The 12723-nt window shown below is 72.7% G+C and carries 12 protein-coding genes; 4 read left to right on the forward strand and 8 right to left on the reverse strand.

Features of this window, described 5'->3' with window-relative positions:
• Nucleotides 1-109 precede the first annotated feature (109 nt).
• The 3 genes from OHB04_RS08640 (at nt 110) to OHB04_RS08650 (ending at nt 2070) form a co-directional block, all read left to right on the forward strand.
• Nucleotides 110-559: a CBS domain-containing protein gene (locus tag OHB04_RS08640; RefSeq protein ID WP_326687070.1), complete on the forward strand. Its 450-nt coding sequence runs from the start codon at nt 110-112 to the stop codon at nt 557-559.
• A 100-nt stretch (nt 560-659) separates the two neighbouring features.
• The gene (locus OHB04_RS08645) at nt 660-1469 is read left to right on the forward strand and encodes a class I SAM-dependent methyltransferase (protein WP_326807216.1); all 810 of its coding nucleotides are present in this window, start codon (nt 660-662) and stop codon (nt 1467-1469) included.
• Nucleotides 1470-1710: 241 nt separating this feature from the next.
• A complete protein-coding gene (locus tag OHB04_RS08650; protein ID WP_326687072.1) occupies nt 1711-2070 on the forward strand; it encodes a VOC family protein in 360 nt (119 codons plus the stop codon).
• Nucleotides 2071-2226: 156 nt separating this feature from the next.
• On the opposite strand, the gene OHB04_RS08655 is transcribed toward OHB04_RS08650, so the two are convergent.
• The 4 genes from OHB04_RS08655 to OHB04_RS08670 all read right to left on the reverse strand — a co-directional run bounded on the left by OHB04_RS08655 (nt 2227) and on the right by OHB04_RS08670 (nt 6568).
• On the reverse strand, nt 2227-4281 hold the full coding sequence (locus OHB04_RS08655) for a DUF5107 domain-containing protein (protein WP_326687073.1): 2055 nt from the start codon (nt 4279-4281) through the stop codon (nt 2227-2229).
• A 246-nt stretch (nt 4282-4527) separates the two neighbouring features.
• The gene (locus OHB04_RS08660) at nt 4528-5448 is read right to left on the reverse strand and encodes an arginase family protein (protein ID WP_326687074.1); all 921 of its coding nucleotides are present in this window, start codon (nt 5446-5448) and stop codon (nt 4528-4530) included.
• Nucleotides 5449-5594: 146 nt separating this feature from the next.
• Nucleotides 5595-5819, reverse strand: coding sequence for a hypothetical protein (locus tag OHB04_RS08665; protein ID WP_326687075.1), 225 nt, complete (start codon nt 5817-5819; stop codon nt 5595-5597).
• A 47-nt stretch (nt 5820-5866) separates the two neighbouring features.
• Nucleotides 5867-6568: a 4'-phosphopantetheinyl transferase family protein gene (locus OHB04_RS08670; protein WP_326687076.1), complete on the reverse strand. Its 702-nt coding sequence runs from the start codon at nt 6566-6568 to the stop codon at nt 5867-5869.
• 374 nt (nt 6569-6942) lie between these two features.
• Between OHB04_RS08670 and OHB04_RS08675 the strand changes: the two genes are divergently transcribed.
• On the forward strand, nt 6943-7887 hold the full coding sequence (locus OHB04_RS08675; protein ID WP_326687077.1) for an aminoglycoside phosphotransferase family protein: 945 nt from the start codon (nt 6943-6945) through the stop codon (nt 7885-7887).
• A gap of 19 nt (nt 7888-7906) precedes the next feature.
• Here OHB04_RS08675 and OHB04_RS08680 read toward each other — a convergent pair whose 3' ends face one another.
• From OHB04_RS08680 to OHB04_RS08695, 4 genes are read right to left on the reverse strand one after another with little or no spacing between them, the layout of a single operon-like run.
• A complete protein-coding gene (locus tag OHB04_RS08680) occupies nt 7907-8431 on the reverse strand; it encodes a DinB family protein (protein WP_326687078.1) in 525 nt (174 codons plus the stop codon).
• Nucleotides 8428-10461 carry a S9 family peptidase gene (locus OHB04_RS08685; protein WP_326807217.1) on the reverse strand — a complete coding sequence of 678 codons (2034 nt, stop codon included), beginning with the start codon at nt 10459-10461 and terminating at the stop codon, nt 8428-8430. Before OHB04_RS08685 ends, OHB04_RS08680 begins: the two co-directional genes overlap by 4 nt.
• A 4-nt stretch (nt 10462-10465) precedes the next feature.
• A complete protein-coding gene (locus tag OHB04_RS08690; protein ID WP_442814798.1) occupies nt 10466-11896 on the reverse strand; it encodes a M20/M25/M40 family metallo-hydrolase in 1431 nt (476 codons plus the stop codon).
• Entirely contained in the window at nt 11889-12722 is an 834-nt protein-coding gene (locus OHB04_RS08695; RefSeq protein ID WP_326807218.1) for a M55 family metallopeptidase, read from the reverse strand. The genes OHB04_RS08690 and OHB04_RS08695 overlap by 8 nt, the downstream gene beginning before the upstream one ends.
• Nucleotide 12723: the final 1 nt, after the last annotated feature.

Raw genomic sequence — 12723 nt, forward strand, 5'->3', positions numbered from 1 at the left:
CGGAAGCGGTTCGGCGGGTACCACGTGCCTCTCACCACAAGAGCGGCACACGTGAAGAGCGGCACACGTGAAGAGCGGCACTCAGGAAGAGCGGCAGAGGGACGAGACGATGGCACAGTTCGTGAGGGAAGTCATGACGCCGGCGGCCACGACGGTGCGTCCCGACGCGTCACTGGTGGAGGCCGCGCAGCTGATGCGCGCCCAGGACATCGGCGACGTGCTGGTGGCCAAGGAGGGCCGGCTGGTGGGGGTGCTCACCGACAGGGACATCGCGCTGCGCGCCGTCGCGGACGGCGTGGACCCGCTGAGCGTCAGCTGTCGGTCGGTCTGCACCCCCGACCCGGTGACGGTGGATCCCGACACGGAAGTCGGGGCGGCCGTCCACCTCATGCGGGAACACGCGGTACGACGGCTTCCCGTGCTGGACCACGGGAAGCTGACCGGGGTGGTCAGCATCGGCGACCTCGCCAAGGAGAACGACCCGCACTCCGCCCTCGCCCAGATCAGCCGGGCGGCCCCCGACAGCTGGCGGCAGGAGGGCGCGGCCGGCTGGATGTGACGCGCGTCCGGATGAAGGACGGGAGCGCGGCAGCAGATGCCCACGTCCAGATAGTGGAATGATATTGCTCGCATTGCGAGACACGCGGCAAAGTGCCCGCATGGCACACGAGACCGCCGTGTACACCCACGGCCATCACGACTCCGTCCTGCGCTCCCATCGCGCGCGTACGGCGGCCAACTCGGCCGCCTACCTGGTCCCCGAGCTGCGGCCCGACGCGCGGGTGCTCGACATAGGCTGCGGCCCCGGCACCATCACCGCCGACCTCGCCGCGCTGGTCGCCCAGGGCTCGGTCACGGGTCTGGACGCCGCCGAAGGCGTGCTGGAGACGGCCAGGGCGACGGCGGCGGAACGCGGGCTGTCGAACGTGGAGTTCACCACCGGCGACGTGCACGCGCTCGCCTTCCCGGACGCGGCGTTCGACGTCGTACACGCCCACCAGACACTCCAGCATGTGGGCGATCCGGTGGCCGCGCTGCGCGAGATGCGCCGCGTGTGCGCACCGGGCGGGCTGGTCGCCGTACGGGACGCCGACTACGGCGGAATGTTCTGGTATCCGGAGGTGCCCGTACTGGACGAGTGGCTGGACCTCTACCGGAGGGTGGCCGTCAGCAACGGCGGCGTCCCGGATGCCGGACGCAGACTGCACGCCTGGGCACGCGAGGCGGGCTTCGCGAACGTCACGCTCAGCACCAGCACCTGGACGTTCTCCTCCCCCGAGGAGCGGGCCTGGTGGAGCGGCCTGTGGGCCGAGCGCACGGTGGCCTCCAGCTACGCCGGGATCGCAGTCGACGCCGGACTGGCGGACCGCGAGGACCTGGAACGGATCTCCGCCGCGTGGCGCACCTGGGGCGAGCAGGAGGATGCCTGGTTCACGGTGGTGCACGGCGAGATCCTCTGCCGGGTCTGATGGGAGCGTGCGTGAGGCAGGAGCGTGCCTGATCCGGGGCGTGGCTGAGCCGGGGCGTGAGTGAGGCGGGGCATGTGTGAGGCGGGGCGTGTGTGAGGCGGGGCGTGTGTGAGGCGGGAGAGCGCGTGGGCGTTGGGGGCGCGGGTGCTTGCTCGGGTGTGGTCGCCCGCTCTTCTTGAGCGATCGCCGTTGCCCACGGGACAGTTCGGCCCTCCGGCGGAGACGCAATTAGGCTGGGGGCATGGATATTCTGGGGACTTCGCTGCGCGTCTGTGTCGACAATCTGGATGCTGCCGTACCGGTGTATGAGCGGCTGGCGAGCGCGGAGGCGGTGCGCTTCGAGAACGGCCCGGTCTCCGTCGCGGCCGTCGGCCCCTTCTTCCTGATGAGCGGCCCCGAAGGGCACTTGGAGGTCCTTCGCAAGATCGTCGCGACGCTCGCCGTGAAGGACGTCGACGAGGCGCTGGCGGACCTGCACACCGTCGGAGCCGAGATCATCGCGGGCCCCAAGCCCACGCCCATCGGCCGCAACCTGATCGCCCGCCATCCGGACGGCAGCGTCTTCGAGTACGTCGACAGGCAGGGCCCGCCCGCCGAGTGACGGGCGAGCCCCTGTCGCGGCGGACCGATCCCGGGCGTGCCGGACGAAATCCGGCCGCGCCCGGCTCAGGTCAGATCGCCGCGCCCGGCTCAGGTCAGATCTGGTCACCGCGCCCGGTTCGGGGCCGGGCGTCCGGCTCAGGGCCGGGCGTCCGGCTCAGGGCTGGGCCGGACGCATGCGGAAGTCGTAGCGGGCGGGCAGGGGCTCGTCCGTGAGCGCGGCCCAGGTCTCACTGAGGGCCTCCTCGCCCTCGCGGAGATCCTCGACCTCGAAATCCCGCTCGAAGACCGCACGGGCCGCCTTGATGTCGCCCTGCGCCAACAGGACCTGCGCGCGCAGCAGTTGGAAGCGGCCCCGCAGCCGGTCGGCGGGGTGCAGGCCGTCGAGGACCGCCTCGGCGTCGTCGGCGCGCCCGGCCCGCAGCAGCGACTCGACCGCCTCCCGCGCGAGCGCCGTCAGGGCCGCGGCTGCGGAGGTGCCGGGCTCCGGCCCCGCGCCGTCACCCGATTCGCTCTCCCGGGTGCCGCTTGCGCCGTTCCCCGCGCCGAGCCGTTCGCGGGCGTCCCGTACGGCGGCGAGGTAGCGCTCGGCGGCGCGTGCGTCGTTGCCGCTCTGCCGGTCGGCCACGGCCAGACAGCGCAGCGCGGGCCAGCGGGCCGCACTACCGACCGACCGCTCCCAGCTGCGCACGGCCTGGGAGCGGTCGCCCGCGTGCCACTGGGCGACGCCCAAGTGGTAGTCCAGCTCGTGCCGGGGCGCCCCGCCGGCCGTGTCGGCGGACTCCAGCAGCTCCCGCCACTCGGGCGAGACCAGCGTGGGTCCCGGCGGCTCGCTCCCGGGCCCGCAGGGCAGCGAACCGGTGTGCAGCAGCTCGGCCCACGGCCTCTGGTCCGCGTCGAGCGTCTCCTGGCCAAAGGGCGTACCCGGAAGAGTGAACCCGCCGCGTACGCCCTCCAGAGCGCCCCAGCCCGAACCCACGGCCAACGGCGGCTCCTGCGGATCGGGATCGGAGTCGGCGCACGGGCGCCACGCGGCGTAGGCGGCCTCCACATCGGCGCGGGGCAGCGCCGCCTCCAGCCGCTTCTCGGTGTGCGCGCGTGCGGCGGCCCAGTCGTCGCCGTGCACGGCACCCGGGTCGGCGGCCAGCGGACCGTAGGCCTCCAGCCAGGCGAACTCCCCGCCGCCTTCCAGCGGGACGTGTTCGAGCTGGGTACGGGCCAGGCCCGCCTGGACCTCCACGTAGCCCGGCGTGCCCGGCTCGGTCAGCCACTGCTGCCAGCGCCTGCCGCCGGGGCCTGCGCCCCAGACGAACAGCTTGCGTCCGCGCAGCACATCGGTCGAGGTCTGTACGAGCCCCCGGCCGCCCTCGTCCAGGGAGGCGATCCACTTCCGCGCCCCGTCGGGCACCTCGTAGAAGTAGTCGGCGGGGAAATCGCCGCGCAGGGGGTACGTCAGATCGGCGCCGTTCCACTCCGGCACCGGAATCCGGCGCAGCTTGCGCTCGTACGCGAAATACCAGGTCTCCTCGGCGGGCGCCAGCACCCGGGTGCGCTCATCCTCGGGCACGGCGATGTTGGACCACCAGTAGACGGGCACCGTGCGGTCGTGCGGGTTGCGGATTCGCGCGCCGACATAGAGGAAGTCGGACTCCTCGGGCAGCCACAGGTCCACCTGGAACGGCACGTCCCGCAGCCGTTCCCACTCCCACAGCCGCACCATCGCGCCGTCCCCGCCCGGCGCGGGCACGCGCGCGGCGTGCAGGGGCGCGCAAGAGAGCGTGGTGTGCCCCGTGGCGCCGATGTTCCACTCGATGCCGCCCGAGAACCAGGCGCCGTTGAGGGCGAAGTCGGCGGGCTGGAGGACGGGGTTGGTGTAGAGCAGCTCCCTGTTGGACGGTTTGTGGAACAGGGAGCTGACCCGCCCGCCGAGGCCCGGCAGGACGGTGGCGCGCAGCCGGTCGTTCTCGATGACGAGGGTGTCCAGCGACGTGGGGGAGCGCCGTCTACCGTATCCGTCGAGAATCCGGGTGGGCAGAACGGAGCGCAGCGGGCCGTAGCCCACCTGACGGGCCATCTCGACGGGCAGCGCGGCGCGTTCGGACTCCTCCAGCGTGTGCGCCTCGTCCAGCGGAAGCAGCGCGGGCAGGGGGTTCTCGGGGCCAAGGGGTGCGGCGGGCAGGGTCAGAGTGCTGCGTCGTACGGTCGTGGCCACGGCAACCTCGCTCCTTCATGCGTCTCCACGGGCGCCGCCGCCTTACCGGGACCCCCGATGACCATGCAACACGGTCACGTCCCGGCGCGCCAGATCCTCTGTGGCATCGCGATGCCGTGCGGTGCGGGGGCGTTGGCCGGGGGCGGCGTTGGCGCGGAATGCACGGAATGCGCGGGTCGCGGGTGCGCGGAGTACGTTGGGGCGTGGAGCACGCGGGTGCGCGGGTGCGCGGGAGGTGCTCCCGCCTTACGCGTCCGGGCCGCCCAGGAGTTCGGTGAGCAGGTCCGCCAGCAGCGCGGCACCGGATGCTTCATCGTCGTCCCGGTCGGGGTCGTAGATGGTGAGCTGGAATCCGGCGCAGCGCGGGGAGGCCGTCAAAGGACCCAGCAGGGCGCGCAGTTCGCCGGGGAAGAGGCCCCCGGGCTCGTCGCTGTCCACGGCGGGCAGCACGGTCGGGTCGAGCACGTCGGCGTCCATGTGCACCCAGAAGCCGTCGAGCCCCTCGCCCTCCAGGCGGTCCAGCGCCTCGCGGGCGACGGCCTCGGGGCCCCGCTCGCGGACGGTGCTTACGGCGGCGTGCGCGATACCGAGCGCGGTCAGTTCCCCGAAAACGTTCTCCGGCTCGTTCTCCGCGTCCCGCAGCCCGAGCAGGACGAGGTCCTCGTCGCGCACGTAAGGACGCAAGCCCTCCAGGTCGGTGAGGTCCCGCTGGCCACGACCGGTGATCAGCGCCGCGTCCTCGCCGCCCGCCGCGCCGATCCTCTCGGAGTTGCCGGGGTGGCGGAAGTCGTCGTGACCGTCGAAGTACGCGAACCCGTAGCGCCCGACGCGGCGCAGGGCGAGGGCCGAGCCGAGGGCGATGGAGCAGTCACCGCCCAGGACGACCGGGAAGTCGCCGCCGCGCACGTGCTGTTCGAGCCGGTCGGCGAGGCGGCGGGAGTATCCGGCGAGTCGCTCGGCATGGAAGACCCCGTCACCGGGCTGCCACCCTCCCCTGTCGTAGCGCGGCGCGACGACCACTCCACCGTCCACGGCGCCGAGCCTGCGGTGCAGCCCCTGATCGCGCAGCGCGCCGGGAAGCTTGCAGCATCCGGGCACCGCTCCCTCCACGGGCGGGCGCAGACCGAGGTTGGAGGGGGCTTCGATCAGAACGAGTCGTCTACTCATTCGCACATTCTGCCGGGCAGCACCAGGCCGGCCCCACGGGGCAAGTCCTCCGGGAGACGGGAACACGGGGCCCGGGCCGGGGCTCCCAGCGACGAGGGAGAGCCGCCCGTCTGCCGCCCCGGCGACGTACGGGCCCGTGCACCGCTTCAGCGCCGTACGCAGAACCTGCCGCACAGCCAGCCGATGACGGCCGTGGCCAGCAGCGCCGCCCACAGCGGCATGGAGATCTCCGGGATCAGCAGCCGGATCTTGGCGTGCCCGGTGTTCTCAAAGATGAAGATCAGAGCGAGGACGGAAAGCACCGCGATGACGAGCCTGCCGGGAGTGACCAGGCCGCCGTCGCGCGAGCCGCCGGCATTCTTCGGAGTCATGGCTTCACCTTGGGCAGCCGGTCCGCCGCCCGCCCGGCGGGCCGGTCCTACCGTGTGCGTGCGTCATCCGAACGGGTGAGCCGCAGCGCGCTGGCCGCCGCGTACCCGGCCGGCACCGGCAGATCCGTCAGGCGCCAGCCGGGCAGCGCGGCGGGCTTGTCGAGCGCGCTGACGTAGGTGACCGAGGGGTCCTCACCGAGCCCCGATCCCGTCCCCTTGAGATACGCCTCCTTGCGGGTCCAGCAGCGGGCGAACGCGGCGGGCAGCGCGGCCTCCCCCACCTCCCCCAGCTCGGACTGCTCACGCGGATGGAGCGCGCCGAGCGTCTCGGCGGCGGTGCGCACCGCAGGGTACTCCTCGACGTCCACGCCGACCGGCACGGCGGCGAAGGCGAGCAGCACGAGGTCACCGGCGTGGGAGAGCGAGAAGTGCAGCGGATCGCCCGGCACCCGGGGCCGCCCGTGCGGGCCCCCGCACACGGGGCAGTCGGCGCGGGCAATGCGGACCTCGCCGGGCGCCACACCCAGCAGCACGCCCAGCTCCCTGCGCAGCGCGAGGTGCGCGACGAGATAGCGGTCGCGGTCCGGCTCGTGCACGAACATCGCGGCGCGCTCGCGCTCCTCGGCGGAGAGCGGCTCCAGGGCACCGGGCGCCCGCGCCCCGGAGGCGTGCTCGGACACGCGCACCACGTGGACGGCGGGGCAGCGGGTGGGATCGGGGTCCATGGTGCCGGATGCGGCGGTCGTCATGGGGAAAAAGTACCCGACCGGTGTGACGGCGCACCGCCCCGCCAATATCCGTCCAAGCCCCCGCCCACGAAGGCCCCTTCCGTCACGGGGTGACGGGCAGCGAGGCAGCGAGGCAGCGAGGCAGCGAGGCAGCGAGGCAGCGAGGCAGCGAGGACGAGCATGGCGGTCCACCGCGAGTATGGGGGCACGGCGAACGTGGCGGTCACGGCGAACAGAGGGCCACGGCGAGCACGGCGACCACAGCGACCACAGCGACCACAGCCGAACAAGACGAAAAGCGCTCGGAACACGGGCGTTGAGCCGCATACGGTGAGAGACGACTATCCCCGGCCCCCTTCCCCCTCCCCCGCCTCCCCTCCCCCCAGGACCGCGCCGTGACCGAACTCTTCCCGCCGACGCTGCCCGTGCTCAACGACATGCGCCGCACCGCCGACGGGCGCGAATGGCTCGCCGGCCTGCCCGCGCTGGTCGAGAAGATGCGCGAGCGCTGGCAGCTGCGCCTCGGTGCGCCCTTCCACGGCGGAAGCTGCTCGTGGGTGGCCCCCGCCAAACGGCCCGACGGCACTCCCGCCGTGCTCAAGCTCACCTGGCCGCACCCGGAAGCCCGTACCGAAGGTGAGGCGCTCACGCTGTGGGACGGGCGCGGCGCCGTGCGGGTCTACGAGCGCGACGCGGGGCTCTACGCCCTGTTGCTGGAGCGCTGCGAGCCGGGCACCGAACTCGGCCGCGCCGAGAACATCCCCGCAGACGAACGGCTCCTGCTGGCCGCCGAGGTGCTGCGCCGGCTGTGGTCGGCCGACACGGAGCAGGCGGCAGCGCTCGGCGTGGACCGCGTCAGCGCCGTGACGGACGAGTGGGCCGGCCTCGCCGACGAGCGCGCGGACCGCGACTGGCCCGCCGAGCTGGACCCGGGTCTGTTCCGGCTGGGTTCCCAACTGCTGCGGGATCTCCCCCGCTCAGCACGGCGCGAGGTTCTCGTGCACGGTGACTTCAACCCCGGCAACCTCCTCTCGGCCCGGCGCGCCCCCTGGCTCGCCATCGACGCCAAGCCGATGACCGGCGACCCGGCCTTCGACCTCTGGCCCCTGCTCGAACAGGTCGACAACCCCTTCGCCCAGTCCGACCCGCACCGCGTCCTGCGCCACCGCACGGCCCTCGTGGCCGAGGCCCTGGACGAGGACCCCGCCCGCATCCGCGCCTGGTCTGTCGCCCGCCACGTCGAGTACGTGCTCTGGTCGGTCGAGGAGGACGAGGACCTTACCCGCAGCGTCCGCATGATGCGGGAGGCCCGCATCCTCGCGGACGTCGCCGGACTGTGAAGGAAGCTCCCCCACCCCCTCACTCCCCAACGGCGCCTCCCGCCAGCTCCACGGCCACGTCCAGGTGGCCCACGTGGCGGGCGTATTCCTGGAGCAGATGGAAGAGGATCCAAGCCAGGGTCGGTGTCTCCTCCTGGATGGGGAAGCGCCCGCTCACCCCGGCCCGCTGATCCAGCTTCGCCGCAGCCGTGATCTCCCGCGAGCGTGCGCACTGGGCCTTGAACGCCTCGATGACCTCCTCGGCGCTGAGGCTCTCCGGGACGTGCCAGCGGCCCCTGGCGTCCTCGTCGCCCCAGGGCTCCCGCACGGTCTCGGCCTCGAATCCCCAGACCAGCCAGCGCTGTTCGACATGCGCCAGGTGCCGGACCAGCTCCAGCGGCGTCCAGCCCGAGGGCAGTCGACTGGCGCGCAGCTCCGTCTCCGGCAGCTCCGCCACCTTCCGCAGCAGGGCGAGGCGGTAGTAGTCGAGATAGCCCTCCAGCAGAGTGTGCGGATCGGCCAGCGAGATCTCGGGCTCGCCTTCGGGCAGCGGCGGGACGCTCATGAGCCGAGCTCCAGACGCGGCACGTCCTGTCGGCCGAGGCCGAAGGTCTGGGTGTAGAGCGACAGCTCGGCCTGGAGGGCACGCACGATGGTCTCGGCCATGCGGAAGCCGTGCCCCTCGCCCGCGAAGGCGATGTAGGCGTGCGGCACTCCTCTGCCCTTGACCTGCTCCAGGAAGCGCTCGCACTGCACCGGCGGGCAGATCACGTCGTCCAGCCCCTGGAGCAGCAGGAACGGCGCCGCCACCCGTTGTGCCCTGTGCAGCGGTGAGCGTTCGCGGTATCGGCCGGGGCACTCGGCGAGCGGCCCGACCAGCGACTCCAGGTACTGCGACTCGAAGTCATGGGTCTCACCCGTGGCCCATCCCTCCAGGTCGAGGATGGGATAGGTGACCGTGCCGCAGGCGTAGAGCCCTTCGGCGGCGGGTGAGGTCAGCGAGGCGGCGCTGGTCCAGCCGCCCGCGCTGCCGCCCCTGATGGCCAGCCGGTCCGGGTCGGCCGTGCCCTCGTCCGCGAGTGTGCGCGCCACCGCGGCGCAGTCCTCCACATCGACCACGCCCCACTGCTCGCGCAGCCTGTTGCGGTACTCCCTGCCGTATCCCGTCGAGCCTCCGTAGTTGACCTCCGCGACGCCGATGCCGCGCGAGGTGAAGTAGGCGATCTCCAGGTCGAGCACCAGGGGCGCCCGGCTGGTGGGGCCGCCGTGCACCCAGATGACGTACGGCGGAAGCTCGCCCGTCGGCGCCGAGTGGTCCGGGTGGTGGGGCGGGTAGATGTGGGCGTGGATGTCCCGCCCGTCGGGCGCGGTGAAGGTGCGGATCTGCGGTTCGGGGTAGTAGGCCGGGTCGACGTGGTCCTCATGCTGAGCGGCGAGGACCACGGTGTGGCCGGTGCGGGTGTCCAGCTCCACGATCTCGTAGGAGGTCCGGGGGCTGGCGGCTATGCCGGTGACGCGGGTGTCGGTGACGGCGAGCGCGGCTGCCCACTCCGTCCAGGGCCCGGCGGCGTCCACCAGCTCTCCGGTCTCGGGGTCGAGCACTCCCAGCTGTTGTGCGCCACGCCCGTGCAGGGCCGCGACCAGCCCGTTGGGCAGGGGGGCGAACCAGCGCTGGCCGATCTTCCAGATGGCGCCCGCGAACTCCTCCTCGCGCGGACACAGCGGCACCGGGGGCGCGGGGCGCCCCGTCCCGGCGGCTTCCGGCGTCTCGATCTCGATCCGCTGAAGGTTCCACCAGCCGCTTACGTCCGAGGCGATCAGCAGCGAGCCGTCGTGGGCGAACTCGGCCTGTGCGACGGACTCCTCGTCGCCTCCGGCCACCACCCGCGCGCCGTTCAGGGAGCCGTCCTCAGCGACCTCGGCCACCATGACGCGGGTGCCGTCCCAGGGCATGGCGGGGTGGTCCCAGGCGAGCCAGGTGACCCGGCGTCCGTCGGACGATAGCCGCGGCCCGGTCACGAACCGGTCGTCGTCCGCGGTCAGCTCCCGCACCCGGCCACGGTGCGTCGCCGCCGAGCCGTCGAGCGGAACGGCTGCCAGCACGCGGCGCAGCTCGGTGGGCCCCTCCCCGGTGAACTCCTCCAGCACGCACCACACTTCGCCACGCTCGGGCACCACCACCGGGTCGCACCAGCGCAGCCCGCCCTCGTCGTCCGGCGACGGCGGAGTCAGCGGCCTGGGCCCGGCCCCGTCCGGCGCGTCGGGCTCCAGGACGTAGAGCCGCTGGTCGGCGAAGTGGGTGAAGACGATCAGGGGCCCGCCCTCGGCGCGGGGCGCGCCCGCCCAGGGCAGGCCGCCGTACTCGATGACGCGGTTGCGGACGTTCCACGGCGCGGGCAGCACACTGACGGCGGGACCCCGGCCTTCGCCCGTGAGCCGCATCAGCGCGCGCCGCCCGCCCTCCTGGGGGCGCGGCTCGGTCCACCACAGCTCGCCGCCGACGGCGCCGAGGAATTCGGGCCGCCCGCCGTGTTCGGCGGCGAGTCCGGCGTCGATGGGCGAGGGCCAAGTGCCGTAGGGCGCCTGAATGGTCATCGCGTCAGCCTCCTGACGGGGCGGGGAGGTCGTGGTGGACGGCGGGGCGCGGGCGGGACGGCCCGGAAGTGCCCTCGGCCAGGAGGACGCGGTCGAGCACGCGGACACCGAAGTGCAGCGCCTCGACGGGCACGCGCTCGTCCACTCCGTGGAACAGCGCCTGGTAGTCGAAGCCTTCGGGCAGCTTGAGCGGGGTGAAGCCGTAGCCCACGATCCCGAGCCGGGAGAACTGCTTGGCGTCGGTGCCGCCCGACAAGCAGTACGGCACGGCGTGCGCTCCGGGGTCGTGGTGCTCCAGCGCCTCGCACATGGCGGCGAACAGCGGGGAGTCCACGGGGGCCTGGAGGGGGACCTCACGGTGCTGGAATTCCCACTCGACATCCGGGCCCGTGAGCCGGTCGAGCGTGGTGTGGAACTCTTCCTCGGCGTCCGGCAGCATCCGGCCGTCGACCCGCGCCGTCGCCGTCCCGGGGATCACATTGATCTTGTAACCCGCGTCCAGCATGGTCGGGTTGGCGCTGTTGCGCACGGTGGGCTCGATCAGTGCCGCGGCAGGTCCCAACTTGGCGAGCAGCGCGTCCACCTCGGCGTCCGTCACCCCGGGGCCGGGCCCGTCGAGGCCGTGCAGCTCGGCGAGGCGGGTGAGCGCGGCGCGGGCGGTGTGGGTCAGCCGGACGGGCCACTCGTGCTCGCCGATGCGGTGGACCGCGGCGGCGAGCCTGCTGACGGCATTGGCGCGGTTGGTCTTGGAGCCGTGCCCCGCCCGGCCGTGCGCGGTCAGCTTGAGCCAGGCCGTGCCCCGCTCCCCCGCCGAGACGGGGTAGAGCCGCAGCCCGTCCCCGGCGTGGAAGGTGAAGGCGCCCGACTCGCTGATTCCTTCGGTACAGCCCTCGAACAGCTCGGCGTGCTGCTTCACGAGGTGGTCGGAGCCGAACTCGGCGCTGTCCTCCTCGTCGGCCGTGAAGGCGAGGACGATGTCGCGCGGCGGGCGCACTCCCGCCCGGGCCCAGGCGCGTACCAGGGAGAGGACCATGGCGTCGGCGTTCTTCATGTCGATCGCGCCGCGCCCCCACACCACTCCGTCCCGGATCTCGCCGGAGAAGGGGTGCACGCTCCAGTCGGCGGGCTCGGCCGGCACCACGTCCAGATGGCCGTGCACCAGCAGGGCGCCGGCCGTCGGGTCCGTGCCCTCGATCCTGGCGACGACGTTGGTGCGTCCGGGCTTCTTCTCCAGCAGCGTGGGCTCGATACCGGCCTCGGCGAGCCCGGCGGCGACGTACTCGGCGGCCTGCCGCTCGGAGCCCTCGCCGCCGCCCCTGTTGGTGGTGTCGATACGGATCAGCTCCGAAGTGGCCGTCACCACCTCGTCGAAGACCCGGGCGTCCAGATGGTCCGGGACTCCAGGCGTCATGGTGCTCTCCTCCAGCTCAGCCATATTGCTCCTCCACGGCGGAGGAGACGACGGTGGTGACGGCCTTGAAGGCGCGGATCGCCTCATAGGCGCTCGGGGAGGTGAAGGCCACCCGGCGCTCACCCGCGGGCTCGACACCGGGGACGACCGTGGCGGCGCCCACCAGGTGCTCGGCGTCGAACTCGATCTCGATCGTGTGCGGTTCGGGACTCTGCGGGGTGTGGCGCACGGCCAGCGGCGCTGCGCGCTGCGCTGCGCCCTCGATGTCGGCGGCCGTGCGGGTCGGCGTACGGCAGATGGCGGCATACCGCGACACGTAATCCTTGACGGCTACGCCCTCGGCCTCGGGGGCGTAGCCCTTGGCGTCCTCAATGGTGCGGTCGTCCCCGGTCACGAGGATGACCGGCACGCCGAGCTCGGCGACGACCAGGGTGTTGAGGTAGCCCTCGCTGGCGCGCACGCCGTCGGCCCATACGCCGGTCAGGGTGTTGGCGAGGTAGGTGTGGGCGAGGACGCCTTCGGTGCCCGCTCCGGTGTGGTAGCCGATGTAGGCGATCCCGTCCACGTCAGCGCGCTGGGCGCCCTCGACCATCGACAGCGACTTGTGCTTGCCGGTGAGCATCTCCACCCGCTCGTCCAGCTTCTCCAGCAGGAGGTTGCGCATGGTCCAGTGCGCTTCGTTGATGAGCACCTCATCGGCGCCCGCGGCGAAGAAGCCTCTGACAGCCGCGTCCACGTCCGAGGTGAACATCGACCGGCAGCGCTCCCACTGGGGCGTGCCGGGCAGCACGTCTGCGGGCCAGGTGACTCCCGTGGCGCCCTCCATGTCGGCGCTGATGAGGATCTTCATG

It is taken from the genome of Streptomyces sp. NBC_01775 (assembly GCF_035917675.1).
Taxonomy (GTDB): Bacteria; Actinomycetota; Actinomycetes; order Streptomycetales; family Streptomycetaceae; genus Streptomyces.